The following is an 18,873-nucleotide window of genomic DNA, read 5'->3' as shown; positions in this document are numbered from 1 at the left end:
GGCCGAGTAGGGAGGGCCCTGCGCGCAGGGTCAACGGGGGACGGTGTTGAGTCTGCGACCAGGGCCTGAAAGGCCGAGTAGGGAGGGCCCTGCCGGCAGAGTCAGCGGGCGGGGCGTGCCCGGCCGTCCTGACGCTCGCTGCTGTCGAACATGAACGGGCTCATGAACTTGGTCATCCGGCGCAGGTAGTCAGGTTGGCTGACGTGCAGGATGTGATTGCCGGGGAACCAGTGGAACGCGCAGCGATCCCAGTGTTCCCACAGCATTTCGGCCTGCTGCGGCGGCGCCAGGCGGTCGCCCAGACCGGCGATGATCAGCCGTCGATCCTTCGGCACCAGCGGCTTGTAGTTCAGCGGTGAGTGGTAAAGCCCGGCTGTGGCGATCAGGTCCTCGTCGGTGTGGGCCAGCCGGTTGCTCAGCTTGACCAGCAGGTTGGCCGGGAACCATTCGTCGACCGTGCGGTCCGGTGTCACCACCGGAACGTTCGGGATGACGGCCTGGATGCGGTCGTCGACCGAGGCGATCAGCGACGACGTGTAGCCGCCCAGCGACATCCCGGTCAGGGCAACGCGATCGACGCCGGTGTGCTCCAGATGGTCGAGCACGGAACGGAAGTCGTGCACCGCCTGCGCCATGGCCTCGGCGAAGCCGGGGACGCCGTCCATGAAGAAGCCGTAGCCGCTGTAGGGAGAGCCCTTCTCGGCCCGCGGCCCGTGGAACGGGAGGGTGTAGAGCAGGACGTCATACCCGGACCGGAAGAACCACGGCAGCGAGAAGAACAAGCCGTTGAACAGGTAGGGCGAGCCCATGAACCCGTGGATCACGCACAGCGTGGGGCGCGGACCGTCGTCGTGCCGCCAGTGCTGGGCATGCACGACGTTGTTGCGGGTATAGCCACTTCGACGGTCCCGGAGGCCGGGATACACGGCGTCGTAACTGCTCTGGAACCAGATGTTCTCCACCCGGCCCCGCGCGACCCACTGCGCGACCTGGCCGGCGGGACGAGTGGACACCCGCGGCGGACGGCTGGGCGCCGGAAAGCACTGCTGCGGGTCCTTGGTGGTCGCGAGCTCGGCGTAGAACCGCAGGGCGTCAGGGTCGTCGCCGGCGCGGCTGCGCACCGCCGATGCCGCCATTCGCGGAATCATGCCGGCGCCGATCACCGAGGCCAGCGCCGTGCGAAGGCCCAGGTCAGCCACCGCTGAGGAGTCGACGATCAGCTTCTGTTGCCAGGTCAGGTCGGCCCGGCGCGGCAGTCCGCGGGCGGTGGCATCCGCGCCCGGCACGTCGGGGACCGGGACGGGCGGGTTGAACGCATCGCCGTGCGGACTGTTCACATTCGGATGCTAACCCCGATTCTCGGCGCCCGTCCGCCGATCGTCGATATCGAACAGCCTGGCGGCGTTGTGGTACAGCACTTTTCGCAGCCAGTCGTCGTCGGGGGCGACCTTGGTGAGGACTTCGAGGGACTCGGCGTACCGGTACGGGATGTTGGGAAAATCGCTGCCGAACAGGACCCGGTCGCCGAGTTCGGCGAGGCGCGGCAATTCGGCAGGCGGGAACGGCATGGTTTCCTCGATGAACGGGGTGAACGCCATGGTGGTGTCCAGGTGCACGCCGTCGAATTGTTCGCAGAGGTCCAGGAATTCGCGGTACTCGGGCATACCCAGGTGCGCGATGATCAGCTTGAGGCTCGGGTGGCGGTCCAGCACGGTGCGGACCTGGTCGGGGCCCGTGTGCACGCCCGGCGTCGGGCCGGAACCGCAGTGGATGATCACCGGGACGCCGGCGTCGGCGATCGTGCCCCACACGTCGTCGAGCAGCGGGTCAGCCGGGTGGTAGGCGCCCACCTGAACATGCGCCTTGAAAACCCGGGTGCCGCCGGCGATGGCGTCGGCGACGTAGTCAGGTGCGCCGGGCTCGGGGTAGAACGTCGCGGTGGACAGGCAGTCGGGGGTCTGCGCGGCGAACTGCGCGGCCCACTGGTTCAGCCAGGCCGCCATGTCGGGTTTGTGCGGATACACCAGCGAGGTGAACGCCAGCACCCCGAAACCGCGCAGCGTCTCCAGCCGGTGCTGCTCCTCGGTGCGGTACATGATCGGCCAGGTGCGGCCCGTCAGCGGCCCGGCGCTGTCGAAGTACTTCCACACCTTGTCCATCACGTTCTTGGGCATGAAATGGGTGTGCACATCGATCAGGCCGGGAAGGCCCAGCGACTGCCAGAGGTCGCGTACTGACTCGTCCATCACCCAACAGAATGTCAGGCACGTATCAGGCTCCGGCGGCAGGATGGGGATGTGTGGAATCCCGACACCTATCTCGCCTTCGCTGACCACCGCGGCCGGCCCTTCTACGACCTGCTCGCGCGGGTCGGTGCCCAGACGCCCAGACGGGTGGCGGACGTCGGCTGCGGCCCCGGCAATCTGACCGTCACGCTGTCGGAGCGCTGGCCCGACGCCGTGATCGAAGCGGTGGACAACTCACCGGAGATGGTCGAGGCGGCACGTGCCCGCGGTGTCGATGCCCGGGTGGTCGCCGCCGCCGACTGGTCGCCCGCGCCGGACACCGACGTGATGGTGAGCAACGCTGTGCTGCAATGGGTTCCGGAGCACCGGGAACTGCTGCGTCGGTGGGTCGGTCAGTTGCCGAAGGGCGCCTGGCTGGCGTTCCAGGTACCCGGCAACTTCGACTCGCCGTCACACCAGGCGGTGCGGGAGGTGGCTCGGTATCCGGAGTTCGCCGAAGCGCTGGCCGACATCCGGTTCCGGGAGACGAACGTCGTCGACGACCCGGCGGGATACGCCGCGCTGCTGACCGCCGCCGGCTGCACCGTCGACGCCTGGGAGACCACGTATCTGCACCAGTTGACCGGAGAGACCCCGGTGCTGGACTGGATCACCGGTACCGCGCTGACCGACGTCCGCTCCCGGCTCACCGACGACGCCTGGGAGCGGTACCGCCAGGCGATCATCCCGTTGTTGGCGCAGGCCTATCCACCCCAGCCCGACGGGACGACGTTCTTCCCGTTCCGCCGGATTTTCGTGGTCGCCCAGACGTGAATCAGTGGAGCTGCTGGTACTGGTGCTGAACCGGGGTCCCGGGCTGGGGCGCGCTGTTCTGGTGCGCGACGATCTGGTGCACCGAGATCGAGCCGGTGTTCGGCGCGGCGTGGGCGGACGTCGCCAGGCCGATCGCGATCAGTCCGGGCGCGACGGTCAGGCCGACGACGATGATGAAGTAGCTGACCCAGCGGGTGACGATGCTCATTTGAATTCTCCTGCTGCTGTGGGCTTTTGATGTCGGGTCCGGAGTGATCCGGTGTTGACTCAAGAGTCCCGCAGCACGCCCGCGGTGTCTGTCCACCAGCCGGGCCCCCAACAGGATGAATTCACTGTCCCCCGATTGGGGGACACCGACACGGGGATTTGTGCACGATTTTCCGCGCCGACCGCGGAAAAACGTGCACAAATCCCTGGTCAGCGGAGGGTGTTGAGAGCGCCCAGCACCTGGGCCACCAGGGTGTCGATGTCGGCGCCGGTGGTGTCGACCACGAGATCCGGGTTCTCCGGCGGCTCGTAGGGGGCGTCCACGCCGGTCAGGCCGCGCAGCTCACCGGCCTTGGCCCGGGCGTACAGGCCCTTGGGGTCGCGGCGCTCGCACTCGCTGCGCGGGGTGGACACGTAGACCTCGATGAACGGCAACTTGGCGACGGTGCTCAGCTCGCGTGCGGTGTCGCGGTCCGACTTCAGCGGCGACACCAGCGACGCCAGTGCCACCACACCCGAGTCGGCCAACAGGCGTGCCAGGTGGCCCACCCGGCGGATGTTCTCGGCCCGGTCTCCCGCGGAGAACCCCAGGTCGTCGGACAGCCCGTGCCGGATGTTGTCGCCGTCCAGCAGATACGCCACCTGCCCGGTCTCGACCAGCGCGCGCTCGACCGCGACGGCCAGCGTCGACTTGCCCGACGCCGGCAGCCCGGTGAACCAGATGGTGGCGCCCCGCTGCCCGGTCCGGGCCCAGCGGTACGAGCGGTCCAATGACGAATGGTGCCAACGGATATCACTGCGCGAGTGAGTGCCGAGCTTGACCTCGCGCGGCTCGGTGATGGTGCCGGCGCCGACGGTGTCGTTGGACGTCTCATCGATCAGGATGAAGGCGCCGCTCTCCCGGTTGTCGCGGTAGGGGTCGGCGATCACGGTGGAACTGGTGCGCAGCGTGACGGCGCCGATGTCGTTGAGTACCAACTCGACCGGCTGATCGATGTCGTCCAGCGTCTCGGGATCGAGCCGCGTGTGCAGCGCCTGCACCGTGGCGCGGACGGTGCGGGTGCCCTGCTTGAGTGCCAGCCGGTCACCGGCCCGCAGCGGGGTCTCGGCGAACCAGCAGACCGTCGCGTCGAGTTCGCGGGCCAATACCGGGACCGACGCGTTCTCGGCGCTGCTGACGAGCACGTCACCGCGGCCGACGTCGATGTCGTCGGCCAGCTCGATCGAAACCGACAGGGGCGCAACGGCTGTGGTGCGATCGTCGTCGAGGGTGTCGACGGCGGTGACGGTCGAGCTGGTGCCCGCCGGGAGGCTGAGGACGGTGTCGCCGACCTGCAGGGTGCCGGCGGTCAGCCGGCCGGTGTAGCGGCGCCGCTGTTCTGCGGTGGGGCGGGACACCCACTGGATGGGCAACCGCAGCTTGGCCGGTTCGGCCTGTGGCGCACCGAGTTCGATGCCCTCCAGGTATTCCAGCAGAGTCGGCCCCTCGTACCACGGCGTGTTCTCGGACCGGTGCACGACGTTGTCGCCGAGCTTGGCCGCCAGCGGGATCACCGTCAGGTCGACGGCACCGAGCCGGGCCGCGACCTGGCCGAGCTCGTCGTGCACCGCGTCGAACCTGGCCTGGTCGAAGTCGACGAGATCGATCTTGTTGACCGCGGCCGCGAAGTGCTTGATACCCAGCAGCTTTGCGATCCGCGCGTGGCGCAGCGTCTGCCGCAGCACGCCGGCGCGGGCATCGACCAGCAGGATGGCCACGTGCGCGTTGGAGGCGCCGGTGAACATGTTGCGGGTGTAGCGCTCATGCCCCGGGGTGTCGGCCAGGATGTAGCTGCGGGCCTCGGTGGAGAAGAAGCGGTAGGCCACGTCGATGGTGATGCCCTGTTCGCGCAGGCCGTCGGACAGCGCCGCCAGGTCGGCCACCCCGTCGTCGTCGGTGACGGCGTCGAGGTGGTCCAGGGGCAGGCTGTCGGTGTCGTGCAGCAGCCGGCCGATCAGCGTGCTCTTTCCGTCGTCGACCGATCCTGCCGTCGCGATTCGCAGCAGTTGTCTGGTGCTCATGCCGATTTTCCCCGTCGCTTCGCTCGCCCCATCAGAAGTAACCCTCTCGCTTGCGGTCTTCCATCGCCGCCACCGACGTGCGGTCGTCGGCGCGGGTCTCGCCGCGTTCCGACACGGTGGCAGCGGAGATCTCGGCGATGACGCTCGCGATGTCGACGGCCTTCGAGCGCACCGCACCGGTGATGGTCAGGTCGCCGACGGTGCGGTAGCGCACCCACTCCACCGCGGCCGATTCGCCAGGACCCGGCTGGGTGTACTCCGACACGGCGAGCAGGATGCCATCGCGTTCGAACACCTCGCGCTCATGCGCGAAGTAAATCGACGGCAGCTCAAGGTTTTCCAGCTCGATGTAGCGCCAGATGTCCAGTTCGGTCCAGTTGGACAACGGGAACACGCGCACCTGTTCGCCCTTGCGGATGCGGCCGTTGTAGAGCGACCAGGGCTCGGGCCGCTGGGCGCGCGGGTCCCACTGGCCGAACTCGTCGCGGAAGCTCAGGATGCGTTCTTTGGCGCGGGCGCGTTCCTCGTCGCGGCGGGCGCCGCCGAACGCTGCGTCGAAGCCGCCGGCCTCCAAGGCATCGAGCAGGGTGCGGGTCTGCTGCCTGTTGCGCGACGCCCCCGGACCCGGGTCGGCCACCCGGCCGGTGTCGATGCTCTCCTGCACCGACCCGACGAGCAGCTTGTGCCCGACGCCGGTGGTGCGGCGATCCCGGAAGTCGATGACCTCGGGGAAGTTGTGGCCGGTGTCGACATGCAGTACCGGGAACGGCAATGGTCCGGGCCGGAAAGCCTTCTCGGCCAACCGAAGTAGCACTATCGAGTCCTTGCCCGCGGAGAACAGCAGGACCGGGCGCTCCAGCTCGGCCACGACCTCGCGGATGATGTGCACGGCTTCGGCTTCGAGCAGCCGGAGCTCGTCGACGTGAATACTCATACCGGCAGCCCTTCCTTTTCGGCTTCGGCGCGGTAGCGCTCCACCCATTCGTCCGAACGCTGATCGGCCTGCCGCTCCAGCACCGGCGTCGGTGCCAACCTGCGGTCCTGACCGAGCGCCTCGAGCACATCGCCGACGACCTCGGTCAGGTTGCGCCACAACACCGGATACGGCACTTCGATCCGGTTGACGTTCTCGTCGAGGAACCACTTCTGCCAGCCCTCCTCCTGGGCCCGCAGCATCCGCACGACATGTGCGATGGCGCCGGCGTGGTACTCGGCGCGGGCGTCGCGCACCGGGTCCGGACGGCCCCGCCACACGCGGGTCTGCACCGCGCGCCAGAACGAAACCGCTTGTGACACCACGTCGGGCCGGTGAATGTGGATGAGCACCGGATCGGAGCCGATGACGTCGCGGATGGCGGCCAGCAGTCCGTCACCGGAGCGGTCCGGCAGGCCCTGGGCCCGGCGCTGCAACTGCGCGGTCTGGTTCCACATGAGCTTGCCGCCCCAGATGCCGTTGGGCGTGCGTCCGGCGGTCTGGATGTAGTCGCGCCAGATGGTGGCCGGGGCCAGCTCGGGCCTGCCGTCGATCAGCGGGTCCAGCAGCCGCAGGATCGATTCGTCTTCCGTGTCGGCGAACCATTCGCGCGGCTGCGGGGACATGCTGGTGTGTGGCAGGTACTGGAAGAACTCCTGGGGTTCGCCGGCCACACCGGTGGCGCGCAGCGACTCGACGAGAAGCGTGCTGCCGCTGCGCTGTGATGCGAGGACCAGATAGGCCGTCCGTGCTGTCATGGCGCAAGAGCCTAGCCTGCGCTGAAATCCCTTGCAGAAGGGGATTTTTCGCACAATGAGTATTAGTCTTGCGACGTCGAATCCGGGTTGATTCCGCGGTCGGAGGCCACCGCTGAGCGGCTCGTCGCAGGGCGTCCGTGGATGCTCAGATATGTCCGGGTATAGCGGTCGGAGATCTGCGTCCCGGTGAAGTCCGACGGTATGACATCGCCCGTCTGCTGCCGCCAGGTGTTGAGCTTGAGCGCCAATTGTGCTGCCACTGCATGGTATTCGGGTTGCACGTCGAGCAGGAGATTGTGCCGCTCGGTGGGGTCGGCGTGCAGGTCATAGAGTTCGCGGGCCGGGCGTGGGTCACTGATGGCCGGCTGCACGGCCCGGCCGGGCGGGCTGTCGGCGATGTCCCATGGCAGGTCCAGCAGCGGGCGCGAAGCATAGTTCTCGATGTAACTGAAGTCTTTTGTTCGCACTGCGCGAATAGGGTCGAACGAGTCGTGATAGGTCTTCGCGGTGTAGACCTCCTCGCGTACCGCGGACCCCGCCTCGCTGCGCGTCAGAGCCTGCGCGTGCGAAAAACCCTCCACCTCAACTGGAACGGGCACCCCGAGCAACTCCAACAGCGTCGGCAGCAGGTCCACCCCGCTGAAGAGTTCGTCGTACACGTGTGGCTCGATCCCGGCGTCGCGTGGTGGCCGCACGACCATCGCGATGCCCGTGCCGGCGTCGTACAGCGTCGACTTCGCCCGTGGCAGGGCCGGTCCGTGATCGGTGAGGAACACCACCCACGTGTTGCGGTCCAGCCCACGGGCTTCCAGCGCGTCCAGCAGCTGCCCCACCGCCGCATCGGCGACCGCGATGGACCCGTAGAACTCCGCCAGGTCTTCCCGTACGGAGTCGGTGTCAGGCAGGTAATCGGGGACGGTGACGGTCTCGCCGGCGGCGGGTTCGTAGCGTTCCCGCGGGTACGGCCGGTGCGTCTCGAAGAATCCAGTGGTGAGCAGGAACGGCTTCTGTGGTGGTTCCTCGAGCCACCGCAGGGCCTGCTCGACGACGTATTCACAGTAGGAGTTCGAGACGTCGTATTCGTCGAACCCCAGCCGGGACGGGAACGACGTCTCGTGCTGCATACCGAACAGTGCGGTGTGCCAACCGGATTCGGAGAGCAGCTGGGGAAGCGTCTGCACGCCGGCGTGGTACTCCCAGCCGTGGTGCGCCAGCCCGACGAGCCCGTTGCTCTGCGGGTAGCGCCCGGTGAAGATCGAACCGCGCGACGGCGAGCACAGCGGGGCGGTGGCGTGTGCCCGGGTGAACAGGGTGCCTTCGGCGGCCAGCTGGTCCAGCCGGGGACTGCGGACGTCGCGGTGGCCGTACGCCCCGAGGTAGCGCCCGAGGTCGTGCCAGTGCACGAACAGCACGTTCTGGCCCGGCGTGTGGGGCATGGGTCGGCTACCTCCTGGCGGTCATGGTCACGAAATCAGCCATGAAACCGCGAATTGCCTTACTCTTCAACGGTTTCGTGCGTCATGATTCGTGCCCGCCTCACCGCCACGCGAAAACCGGCTGCTCCAGTTCGTCGACGGGGTCCGGCCGGCCCTCCAGTCCGAGCCAGCGCATCTGAAGCAGGACCGCACCCGTGGGCGCGTGGATGAGGTCGTTGCCCAGCGGAATCTGGACCACCGGACGGTCACTCTCGGGAATCGAGATGAACCGCGGCGAGTCCGGCCGCTGCAACTGGTGCAGCCCGACGCGGTACACGGCCAGCACCTCGTCGGGCGACGGCTGCGGGTCGAGCCGGCCGCCGCCCCACATCACCACCGGTGTGATGACGTATCCGGAGCGCGTCGCGTAGTCGTCGAGCAGGCCCAGCACCGACTCGTCGGGCAACTTGATGCCGACCTCCTCGTGCAGTTCGCGCAGCGCGGCATCCACGACGGTCTCGCCGGGATCGAGGCGCCCGCCGGGCAGTGCCCACTGCGCGGCATGCGAGTTCAGCCGGGACGTCCGGCGGCACAGCAGGAACGCGGCGCCGCCGGCGACGTCGACCATGCGGCCGTCAAGATTCTGGTCGGGCAGCGGTCGCCCGCCGATCCATTCGTCGACCGGGGCCGGATCGATGCGATCTTCGCCGCGCTCCGAGTCCACCAGCACGATGGCCACCGCGGCGTGCCGCTTGCTCGGGTCGTCGACCACCCGGCGGCGATGACCGGCCAGGTGCGTCCCGATCTGCGCGCGCAGGGTTTCGTCGTACGGGATCGTCATCGGGCCGACGCTACGCCCCGGCGGAGTCAGGTGGTGGGGGGCATCCCACAGGCCAGATACACGTATTTGTTGGGGACGTCGAAGGTGAAGGCCCGGGCCGGCAGCGCGGCCAGCAGGTCGGCGGGCAGCGGCGTCTTGTAGCGCAGCGACATCGAGCCCTCGAAGCTCGGGTCGACGGCGGAGAGGTCGGGGGCGTCCAGCAGCAGACCGGACTCGTCCAGCTCGGCGCGCACCATGGTGCCGTCGGGCTCGTCCCACATGTGGTTGACGGTCTTGGCGCCCTTCTTCGGCACCGACGACAGCGTCCCGATGAGCCGCTTTTCGGTGATCACCAGGGCGCCGACGAGGCTGCGGAGGGTGCCTTTGGCGACCTTGCCGGGTACGTGGCCGGAGAACCGGAACGTCACCGGGACGAACTCGGCCACGTGCAGCAGCCCTTCGGCCTGGAGCTGCTCGCGGATGTCATCGGGCAGGTTGCCGATGCCGAGCAGCTTGCGCAGCAGAACAGCCATGCCCTCAGCGTAGGCCCCGAGTGTGGATGCACCACAAAAACGGCGCCGAGTGTGACTGTGGTGTCACACCCGGCGCCGTCTGCTGTCAGTTCTGTGCGGGCAGGACGTGCTCGCCGGTCTTGTCCGTCGCCAGGCACAGCGAGCAGATGTAGCCGCCCTCGGCCGAGGCCAGCATGTCCGGCCGCTCGTACTCGTGGTGGCACTTCCGGCACAGCAGGTGCGCGTCGGACGGGTTGCCGTACTCGTCGTACATCGGCAGGTCGATGCCGTCGTCGGTGCGGCGCAGGTAGTACTTGCCCTTGGTCGCGATGGCGATGATGGGCGGCAGCACCACGCCGAGCCCGATCGCCACCAGCGGCGAGTAGGGCGTGAGCGCCGAGCCGAGCCCACCGAAGAACGCGATCACCGACAGGCCCGCCGCGATCAGCATGGAGCCGAAGCCCACCGGATTGAAGGCGTACAGCATGCCGCGACGGAACTCGGGCTCCTTGGGCGACAGCTTCAGCAGGTACTTGTTGAAGACGATGTCGCTCGCCACCACCACAACCCAGGCCATGCCGCAGTTGGCGTAGAAACCCAGGATGGTGCTGAGGAAGTCGAACATGTTGGCTTCCATCAGGATCAGCGCGATCAGTAGGTTCACGCCGAGGAACACCAGGCGGCCGGGGTAGTGGTTGGTGACGCGGGTGTAGGAGTTGGTCCAGGCCAGCGAGCCCGAATAGGCGTTGGTGACGTTGATCTTGATCTGGCTGATCACCACGAGCACCACGGCCAAGGTCATCGCGAGCCAGCCCGGCAGGAAGTTCTCGTAGATCGACAGGAACTGGTGCACCGGCTGGTTGGCGATGCCCGCGCTGTCGGCGACATTGGCGATCAGGTAGACGGCGAGGAACAGGCCGACGACCTGCTTGATCGCGCCGAAGAACACCCAGCCCGGGCCGGCCAGGAACATCCAGGTCCACCAGGAGCGCTTGTTCTCCGGCGTCTTCGGCGGCATGAACCGCAGGTAGTCGTTCTGCTCGGCGATCTGCGCGATCAGTGACAGACACACGCCGGCGGCCAGCAGAGTCGAGCCCATGTCGAAGCCCTGGATGTGGTCTTTGCCCTGGTAGGCGAAGAACTGGCCGACTGATTCGGGATGGCTGATCAGCAGATAGACGAACGGCGCGACCATCAGGATCAGCCACAGCGGCGTCGTCCAGACCTGCAGCGTCGAGAGCACCTTCATGCCGTAGATGACCAGCGGGAAGATGATGAGCGTCGACACCGCGTAGCCGAGCCATAGCGGCAGGCCCAGGCCCAATTTGAGGCCCTGGGCCATGATCGACCCCTCCAGTGCGAAGAAGATGAACGTGAACGTCGCGAAGATGACGTTCGTGACCACCGAGCCGTAGTAACCGAAGCCGCTGCCGCGGGTCACCAGGTCGAGGTCGATGTTGTACCGGGCCGAGTAGTACGCCACCGGAAACCCGGTCAGCAGGATGACGACCGCGAAGATCGCGATGCCCGCCAGCGCGTTGGTGGTGCCGTACGAGATGCCGATGTTCGCGCCGATCGCGAAATCGGCCAGGTAGGCGATGCCGCCCAATGCCGAGATACCGACCACGCGCGTCGACCATTTCCGGTAACTGCGTGGCGCGAAGCGGAGGGTGTAGTCCTCCAGGGTTTCTCGCGTCGCGGTCAACCGGTCCTGATCATCCGGTGCCACTGCAGGCGACAGCGGCTCCTGGCTGAGGTCTTGGGTCATGGTTAGCGAAGCTATGGTCAGTTTGTTTCGTGCCCGTGACAGTTATGTTCCGGGCGGTAGCGAATTTCTGGCGCGCGAGCGTACCCCGAAAGGAGACCGGTGACGAACCGCAACCGCTGGCTGTTGGGAGCCGCGGCCGCGATCGGTTACGCCCTGCTGTGGGTGGGCTGGGTCGCACAGTGGTCCTGGGTGACGACGCTCGATACGTCGCTGCTCGCGCCCGCCCACCGGTACGGCGTCGCACACCCCGGCTGGGTCGTGGGCTGGCGCTGGCTGTCGTTCGTTTTCGGCCCGTGGACCTTTCAGATCACCGCCGTGGTGGTCGCCTTCGTCGCGCTCGCCCGGCGGCAGCGGCGCACCGCGCTCTTCCTCTTGGTCGGGGTCGTGTCGTCGGGCCTGGTCACCGAGGTCGCCAAGGACATCGCCCAACGGGCGCGGCCATTGACCGCGCTGGCGCACGAACCGTCATGGTCGTTCCCGTCGGGGCATGCACTCGGCACGATGGCCGGTGCACTCGGTTTGTGTGCGGTGTTCCGGATGGCTCAGGTGGCGCGCGCCCGGCTGATCGAGGTGCTCTGCGCGGTGATCGTGGTGTTCGTCGGCGTGAGCCGTGTGGTGCTCAACGTGCACAACCCGACCGATGTGCTCGCGGGTTGGTTGCTGGGCAGCCTGTGGTTCCTGGTGTGCCTACCACTACTGAGTCACAGCGGGTCTCGAAGCCGAAGCGTTATCGTGCCCAAACCTTGACCCGCCCTGGCTTGACCTTCCAGAGGGCGGTTCTCGACCATGGACGGGTGCGCCGACTGTTCGCTTTGCTGTGTGCTGCCGCGCTGGCGGTGGCACTGGCGCCCGTCGGCAATGCGGTGGTCACGCCCTGGTTCGCCAACTCGGTTGGATCGGCCACGCAGGTGATTTCGGTTGTGGGCGTTGGTGGTTCGTCGGCCAAGATGGACGTGTACCAGCGTGGGCCCGCGGGGTGGGACGCCGTCGCTGTCGGTATCCCGGCACATGTCGGCTCGAGGGGCATGGTCCCGCAGAGTCACGACGGCAACCTGCAGACCCCGATGGGCATCTTCACACTGCCGTTCGCGTTCGGCACCGCCGCCAATCCCGGGACGGGTCTGCAATACGTCCAGACCACACCCGATCACTGGTGGGACGGCGACATGAAGAGCCCCACCTACAACACCATGCAGGTGTGCAAGAAGGCGCAGTGCCGCTTCGACACCGATCCCGCAAGTGGCACCGAGAATCTCGACATCACGGCCTACAAGTACGCCGTCGTGATGGGCGTCAACCCGCAACGGACGCCCGGTAACGGCGGCGCCTTCTTCGTCCACATCGGTGACGGCCCGACGGCCGGGTGCGTGGCCATCGACGAGGGCACCCTGGTGAAAATCATGCGATGGCTGCAACCGGGAGCGCTGATCGCCGTTGCCAAGTAATCAGATATGAAGGGCAGCAACGGGTTTAACCGCGGAGCCGGACTGAACGCCGGCCCGTTTTCTTCCACAGCGCGGACACAGCGGACGAAAAGGTATCTGCGAGAACGCAGTTCGTACGTGTCCCGAGCTGCGGTAACGCGTTCGCGCGTTAGGGTGGTTGGGTTATGAGCCACCAGCTGGGGTTGTCGATCGGGACGACCAACCTGGTCGCAGCGCGTGTCGGTGAACCACCCATGGTGCGGCGGGCGGTGTTGCGCCTGTTCCGTGACCGCGCGCCCGAGATCGGGTTGTCCGCGGATGTCGTCGACGACGGTGTGACGCTGCGCGGTTTCGTCGAACGGGTCGGTGACCCGGTGCCGATGGTGGCGCCCGACGGCACCGCATATCACGCCGATCAGTTGGTGGCCGAGGCGCTGGACGCCCTGATCGAGGCGGCCGGCGGTGAGCCGCCGACCGGGCAGCTGGCGATTTCCGTTCCGGCGCATTGGGATACCGCGACGCTGCGCGCCATGCGGACCGTGATGCGATCAAACCCCAGTCTGGCGCCCAACGGGGTCCCGGCGCGGCTGGTGTCCGATGCGGTGGCGGCCCTGACCGCACTGCACGCCAATCCGGGTCTGCCTGCCACCGGTACTGCCGCGCTGCTCGATTTCGGTGGTGGCGGCACCAGTATCACGATCGCCGCGGCGGACGCGTCGTTCGAGCCCATCGAGACCGTGCGGTACGCCGAGTTCTCCGGCGAGGCCGTCGATCAGGCCCTGCTGTCGCACGTGCTCGACCGGGTCGGTGGCGCCGGCGGAGTGGACACCGCGGGCACTGCCGCTGTGAGTTCGCTGGAGAAACTCCGTGAATTCTGCTCTGCGGCAAAGGAACAACTGTCAGAGTCCGAAACAGCGACGGTGCCGGTGGATATTCCGGGTCACCAGGGTGACGTCGAGGTCACCCGCGCCGAGTTGTCCGATCTTCTCGACGAACCGCTGACCGGCGTACTGGCAGAGCTCGACGAGCTGTTGCAGCGCAACGACATTGCGTGGCGGTCCGTCAGCTCGGTCGTCGCGGTCGGTGGCGGCGCCCGCATCCCGATGATCAGCGCGCGGCTGGCCGAACACCTCGAGGCGCGTGGCGCGGCGGGCGTGCTGGTGACGACCCCGCAGCCGGCGCTGGATGCCGCCGTGGGCGCGGCGCTGTTCGCGGTGTACGGCGCCGACTCGGCAGCCAAGACCGGCATGGCTCCCGCCGTGCTGCTGACCGGGACCGCGCCGACCGCTGCGGTCGACGGCGGGTCGGCCACCGAACCCGCCCCGGTCTCCGACCTCGACGTGCTCACCGACACCGCCGCCGCCCGCGTGGTGAAGGCCACCGGCCCGTCACTGGCCTGGTCCGAGGACTCCGACGGGGGCGGCGATCTGCTGCCCTACACCGGCGAGGACGTCTTCGGTGACACCACGACCACCCGCGCCATCGCGCAGTATGTGCCTCCGGCCGCAGCGGTGGCCCCCGAGCCCTCCAAGGCCTGGCAGCGACTCCCGCTGGTGGTGTTCGGCGTCGCGATCTTCGCCGTCATCGCGGCCGTGGGCGGCGTGACCATCGCGCTGACCGGCGACCGCAAACCCGCGGCGCCGTCGACCACACCGCCGCCGCCGGCGACGAGCGAATCACCGACGCCACCACCGCCGTCGCCGGCCGAACCACCGCCGCCACCCAGCACCGTCACCGTCACCAACGAGGTGCCCGCGCCGCCGCCCCCGCAGCCGAGCCCGACGTACCAACCGCCGGTCACCCACACACCGGCGCCGACGCACACCACCACGACGCACGCCCAGACGACGACTCCGCCGCCGGCGACCACCACCGCCACCACGACCGAGCCGCCACCGCCGCCTCCGCCACCACCTACGACGGAGACGCCGACGTCCACGACGCCGACCATGACGACGAGCTACATCCGGCTGCCGTTCGTCCCGGTGCCGATTCCGATTCAGGTGCCGAAGGGCCCGGATCAACCGGTGGAATCCCAGCCGCCGGCCAATCCGTACTACCCCGGACAGCAGCAGTACCCGTACGGGCAGTATCCACAGCAATATCCGCAGCAATACCCCTATTGATAAGCGGAATTGCATACGAACTGGCTGATTTAAACCCAAAAATGTCTATTGACGTGGGCGTCACAGCATCATTGTGAACTGGAAATTAACTTGATCGCATACCACAGATGCGGCAATCTTGTTCTATGAATTCGACAAGAACACGCGTCGGGTTGGCGGCCGCTGCGGCCATCGTTGCGCTGGGCATTCTGGGGGCGATCTCCGCTGGAGTGACCGATGGCGGCGCCGTCGCCGGCTCGGACCACGCCCCGACCAACACCGTTTTCAACAGCCCTCAGGTGCCCGATTTCAACAACGGCGCCACGCAGACCTGGTCTCCGGCGGCATCAACGGCGTCAACGATGAGCGCAGCGCCGGGAGTTAAGGCAGGATAGGGCCCCATGAAGACTGCATGGGGTGTTGCTGCGGCAACTTCGCTGGGTGCTGTGGCTTTGATCTGCAGTGGTGTGGCTTCCGCTGGTAGCGCACCCAATGTGGTCGGCCAGAAGTTCAGTGACGCGCGATCGGCACTGGCCAACGCCGGTTTCAAGCCGTTGGTGTCGACGACTGTGGGCGACCAGCTCCAGTGGCCGAACTGCGTGGTGACCAACCAGGTCGCCCGCACGGTCTCGGCGCCGGCCAACAGTGGCGGTTCGAGCAGCAGCCAGGTTTTGCTGTCGCTGAACTGTGAGGCCGCGTTCGCGACCCCCGGCAGCCCTGGCAACTCGCTGGGCAGCCCGGCGGGCTCGCAGGCCTACACGTCGGCATCGGCCTCGGCCGCAGCGGCTTCCGCGTCGGCGTCCGCCGCAGCTGAGGCGGCTGAGGCTGCCGATGCGGGCCAGGTCTGGGAGGGCCAGAACTCCGGACGCTGAGCCGGAACCGGTTGTTACTGGGCGGTTTCGGTTTTTCGGCGGTGTCGAATACCCGGCTGTCCGCAGGTCTGGGTATTCGGTATTGCTGATCTTGGCTTTTTGGTCGGGATTCGCTGGCTGGCGCCGATATCTGGCTGACATCGGGTTTTGCTGACCGCTGATTCGTGGTTGCCCGCCGACGATGAGAATGCCGCTCTTGCAGGTGATTTCAAGCGTGTCGCAAGTTGCGCCAAGTCTGTCTGAGCGGCTTGTATATGGCACTGTGCCGGAAATGGATCGTCGAAACATGATGCGCGCGTCGGGGCTGGGCCTGCTGGCCGCCGCCGCGATGCCGTCCCCCGCCGCTCTCGCGGATTCCCAACCGGGCAGCTCGCCCACTCCGCCGCTGGCTCCCCAGCCGGCTGCGCAAACACAGTCCTACATCTTCCACGACGAGTTCGACGGCCCTGCCGGTTCGCGGCCCGACCCGGCCAAGTGGAACATCTCCCCGCAGCGCGAGACCATCAAGAACCCGGTGTTCTGGGACCGCCCGGAGAACATGGGCCAGTACCGCGACGACCGGGAACACGTCTTTCTGGACGGCAAGGGCAACCTCGTCATCCGCGCCACGCGCGACGGCAACGGGAAATACACCAGTGGCAAGGTCTTCGGCACCTTCTGGGGTGGCATCAACACCACCTGGGAAGCCCGGATCAAGTTCAACTGCCTGACCAACGGTTGCTGGCCGGCCTGGTGGCTGTCCAACGACCACCCCGTCGTCGGCGGCGAGATCGACCTGGCCGAGTGGTACGGCAACGGTGAATGGCCGTCGGGCACCACGGTGCACGCCCGGTCGGACGGCACGTCGTTCGACACGCACCCGCACCCGATCGACGGTGGCTGGCACACCTGGCGCGTCACCTGGAACGACGCCGGTATGTCGTTCTGGCAGGACTACACCGAGGGCATGCAGCCCTACTTCTACGTGCCTGCCAACTCGCTGGACGACTGGCCGTTCAACCTGCCCGGCTACTCGGTGTTCCCGGTCCTGAACCTGGCGGTGTCCGGTTCCGGTGGCGGCGACCCCAAGGGTGGCAGCTACCCGGCCGAGATGCTCGTCGACTACGTGCGAGTCTGGTAAACCTCCGACAACTGTCAATGGGCCCCGCTTCGGCGGGGCCCATTCTCATTGGGGCCCGTTATTGCGGTCCGCGGCCGCGGAATGTCGTGCCGGCCCGCTCCAACAGCCCACGCACCCGGGTGATGCCGTAGCCGGTCTCCTCGGCGAGCTGGCGGATGCTCTCGCCGTTCTCGTACCGGATGCGCAGTTCCTTGCCGATGCGTTCGGCCGTCGTCGGGTCGAGCCGGACGTGCTTGGTCACGGGCGGCACGTCGATCGCCCCGCCGGCATAGCCCTTGTGGACCTGGCCGCGCGGCGTGACGTCGGCGGCCGACTCGTCGCCCCACGCGGTCCAACCCGGCTGCGGATGGCGCGCGAACAGTTCCAGGTACGGTCCGGGCGAGCAGGCCTCGATGAACCCGTACTGCTCGTCGGGCTTGCGGGAATGCTCGCGCTTGCGGGTCTCGATCATGTTGACCTGGCTGCGCGCGTGCGGCAGCGTGCGCATACTGCCGCGCACTCCGAACAGGATGATCTCGGTGACGTTGCGGAAGTAGAAGCCGACACCGCGGCCGTCGGGCCCGCCGTCCTTGCGCCGCTTGGCCCAGATGACGTTGGAGACGTAGCGGTACCCCCACGCCTCCATGACGCGCAGCCCCTCGGGCAGGAGCGCGTTGGGCACCCACAGGTACAGATGTGAGTCGCGCGCCGCGACGGTGGACACCGGGATGTCGCAGATGGCGTCGAGATCGAGTGTGGAGTAGCGGTCCAGGCGCCGGTGCTCGGGCGCGACCTTGCCGGTCCGGTTGGTGAAACGCCAAGGGGGATCGGCCAATACGGTCTTCCAGCCGCCGTCGACGGTGGGCAGCGGCGGCGGCGCGGCGATATCGCGCAGGGGGGCGGCCTTCGACTCGGCGCCGGCCTGGTCGCTGCGTTTCGCCACGGTGTCACTCCTACTTTCGAATTAGATCTTTTCGAACGGAGAAGATCTTCACGGAATCGTAGGCGATGGCACCGACAGGTCAGGCCTCCCAGAGGCCGATGTCGTCTGTGGGTTCCTGCTCGCCCTGAGCCGGGGCGTGGTCGGCCCAGGTGCGGGCGCAGATCGCGACGGCCAGCAGCGGGCAGCCGCCGCTGTCACCGCGCTGCATGCGGGGCCGCAACTTCTCGGTGTTGGTGGTGGTTGTGGTGGCCAGGATGCGGCGGGCGCGCTCGTCGTCCATGCCGGCCTCGATGCCGAGCCGGTAGCCCAGGGTGCGCAGGTCGGTCTGGGTGCGCGTGATGATCACGGCGACGTCGATCAGTGCCGCGTCGTACAGCGCGCGGTAGGCGCTCAGATCGCGATCGAGGTTGCCGTCCTTGGCGTTCCACTCCACGTCGAGGGCCAGCCGGTCGACGAAGTTGTCGACCTTGTAGCCCTCGTTGAAGACCTCGGTGTCCTCGAGGATCGGGTGCAGTTCACCGGCCGGCTTGTGCGGCATCTTGCGCAGCTCCAGGCGGATTCGGGTGTCGACGCGCGCCTCGCGCCATCCCTTGTTGCGGAACGCGGTGTTGAGCCGCGCCGCCAGTTCGGTCTCCTGGCCGCCGGGTTGGACGAGATCGTCGGTACGGAGCTGGAATTCGTGCAGGGCGGCGAGGAGTTCGTCGAACCGCTGCGGGTTGGTGGCGGCCAGAATCGCGGCGGCGTTGCGGGTCTCGATGAACTCGTACCGGTCGCGGATGTGCGGCGGCAGCACGCGGGTATACGAGTCCGTCAGATCCACGGGGCGACGGTAGCAGTGGACTCACCGCTACCGTCGC

19 protein-coding genes are annotated in these 18,873 nt (G+C 67.5%); 7 read left to right on the top strand and 12 right to left on the bottom strand.

Annotated elements, in window-relative coordinates; translation table 11 throughout:
- Positions 1 to 101: 101 nt before the first annotated feature.
- Together G6N46_RS16345 and G6N46_RS16340 are read right to left on the bottom strand one after the other, a co-directional pair.
- Entirely contained in the window at positions 102 to 1,337 is a 1,236-nt protein-coding gene (locus G6N46_RS16345; protein ID WP_138247738.1) for an alpha/beta hydrolase family protein, read from the bottom strand.
- A 9-nt stretch (positions 1,338 to 1,346) separates the two neighbouring features.
- Complete coding sequence (locus G6N46_RS16340; protein WP_138247739.1) at positions 1,347 to 2,246, bottom strand: amidohydrolase family protein; 900 nt, start codon at positions 2,244 to 2,246, stop codon at positions 1,347 to 1,349.
- Between the two features lie 51 nt (positions 2,247 to 2,297).
- On the opposite strand from G6N46_RS16340, the gene G6N46_RS16335 reads away from it, so the two are divergent.
- Complete coding sequence (locus G6N46_RS16335; protein ID WP_138247740.1) at positions 2,298 to 3,059, top strand: trans-aconitate 2-methyltransferase; 762 nt, start codon at positions 2,298 to 2,300, stop codon at positions 3,057 to 3,059.
- Between the two features lies 1 nt (position 3,060).
- Here G6N46_RS16335 and G6N46_RS16330 read toward each other — a convergent pair whose 3' ends face one another.
- The 8 genes from G6N46_RS16330 to G6N46_RS16295 form a co-directional block, all read right to left on the bottom strand.
- On the bottom strand, positions 3,061 to 3,267 hold the full coding sequence (locus G6N46_RS16330) for a hypothetical protein (RefSeq protein ID WP_138247741.1): 207 nt from the start codon (positions 3,265 to 3,267) through the stop codon (positions 3,061 to 3,063).
- Positions 3,268 to 3,476: 209 nt separating this feature from the next.
- Complete coding sequence (gene cysC / locus G6N46_RS16325) at positions 3,477 to 5,327, bottom strand: sulfate adenylyltransferase subunit CysN (RefSeq protein WP_138247742.1); 1,851 nt, start codon at positions 5,325 to 5,327, stop codon at positions 3,477 to 3,479.
- A 31-nt stretch (positions 5,328 to 5,358) separates the two neighbouring features.
- Entirely contained in the window at positions 5,359 to 6,261 is a 903-nt protein-coding gene (cysD, locus tag G6N46_RS16320) for a sulfate adenylyltransferase subunit CysD (RefSeq protein WP_061010337.1), read from the bottom strand.
- On the bottom strand, positions 6,258 to 7,058 hold the full coding sequence (gene stf0, locus G6N46_RS16315) for a trehalose 2-sulfotransferase (RefSeq protein ID WP_061001055.1): 801 nt from the start codon (positions 7,056 to 7,058) through the stop codon (positions 6,258 to 6,260). Before stf0 ends, cysD begins: the two co-directional genes overlap by 4 nt.
- Positions 7,059 to 7,120: 62 nt before the next feature.
- Complete coding sequence (locus G6N46_RS16310; protein ID WP_061001056.1) at positions 7,121 to 8,494, bottom strand: sulfatase family protein; 1,374 nt, start codon at positions 8,492 to 8,494, stop codon at positions 7,121 to 7,123.
- 100 nt (positions 8,495 to 8,594) lie between these two features.
- Positions 8,595 to 9,314 (bottom strand): NUDIX hydrolase, encoded by a 720-nt coding sequence (locus tag G6N46_RS16305; RefSeq protein ID WP_061001057.1) that lies wholly within the window; start codon positions 9,312 to 9,314, stop codon positions 8,595 to 8,597.
- 26 nt (positions 9,315 to 9,340) lie between these two features.
- A complete protein-coding gene (locus tag G6N46_RS16300; RefSeq protein WP_061001058.1) occupies positions 9,341 to 9,826 on the bottom strand; it encodes a hypothetical protein in 486 nt (161 codons plus the stop codon).
- Positions 9,827 to 9,911: 85 nt separating this feature from the next.
- Positions 9,912 to 11,573, bottom strand: coding sequence for a purine-cytosine permease family protein (locus tag G6N46_RS16295; protein ID WP_138247743.1), 1,662 nt, complete (start codon positions 11,571 to 11,573; stop codon positions 9,912 to 9,914).
- A gap of 99 nt (positions 11,574 to 11,672) precedes the next feature.
- On the opposite strand from G6N46_RS16295, the gene G6N46_RS16290 reads away from it, so the two are divergent.
- The 6 genes from G6N46_RS16290 (at position 11,673) to G6N46_RS16265 (ending at position 17,094) form a co-directional block, all read left to right on the top strand.
- Positions 11,673 to 12,320, top strand: coding sequence for a phosphatase PAP2 family protein (locus tag G6N46_RS16290; protein ID WP_064860590.1), 648 nt, complete (start codon positions 11,673 to 11,675; stop codon positions 12,318 to 12,320).
- Between the two features lie 47 nt (positions 12,321 to 12,367).
- Complete coding sequence (locus tag G6N46_RS16285) at positions 12,368 to 13,018, top strand: L,D-transpeptidase family protein (RefSeq protein ID WP_163692815.1); 651 nt, start codon at positions 12,368 to 12,370, stop codon at positions 13,016 to 13,018.
- 164 nt (positions 13,019 to 13,182) lie between these two features.
- Positions 13,183 to 15,123 (top strand): Hsp70 family protein, encoded by a 1,941-nt coding sequence (locus G6N46_RS16280; RefSeq protein WP_138247744.1) that lies wholly within the window; start codon positions 13,183 to 13,185, stop codon positions 15,121 to 15,123.
- Between the two features lie 125 nt (positions 15,124 to 15,248).
- A complete protein-coding gene (locus tag G6N46_RS16275) occupies positions 15,249 to 15,497 on the top strand; it encodes a hypothetical protein (protein ID WP_138247745.1) in 249 nt (82 codons plus the stop codon).
- A gap of 6 nt (positions 15,498 to 15,503) precedes the next feature.
- Positions 15,504 to 15,974: a PASTA domain-containing protein gene (locus tag G6N46_RS16270; RefSeq protein WP_234880501.1), complete on the top strand. Its 471-nt coding sequence runs from the start codon at positions 15,504 to 15,506 to the stop codon at positions 15,972 to 15,974.
- A 271-nt stretch (positions 15,975 to 16,245) separates the two neighbouring features.
- Entirely contained in the window at positions 16,246 to 17,094 is an 849-nt protein-coding gene (locus G6N46_RS16265; protein WP_179967689.1) for a glycoside hydrolase family 16 protein, read from the top strand.
- Positions 17,095 to 17,152: 58 nt separating this feature from the next.
- Here G6N46_RS16265 and G6N46_RS16260 read toward each other — a convergent pair whose 3' ends face one another.
- Positions 17,153 to 18,016, bottom strand: a complete 864-nt coding sequence (locus G6N46_RS16260) for an MT-A70 family methyltransferase (RefSeq protein ID WP_020103918.1) — start codon at positions 18,014 to 18,016, stop codon at positions 17,153 to 17,155.
- Between the two features lie 79 nt (positions 18,017 to 18,095).
- A complete protein-coding gene (locus G6N46_RS16255; protein ID WP_138247747.1) occupies positions 18,096 to 18,836 on the bottom strand; it encodes a BglII/BstYI family type II restriction endonuclease in 741 nt (246 codons plus the stop codon).
- Between the last annotated feature and the right edge of the window lie 37 nt (positions 18,837 to 18,873).

It is taken from the genome of Mycolicibacterium phocaicum (genome assembly GCF_010731115.1).
Lineage (GTDB): Bacteria > Actinomycetota > Actinomycetes > Mycobacteriales > Mycobacteriaceae > Mycobacterium > Mycobacterium phocaicum.
This window is presented reverse-complemented; position numbering and strand designations above follow the sequence as displayed.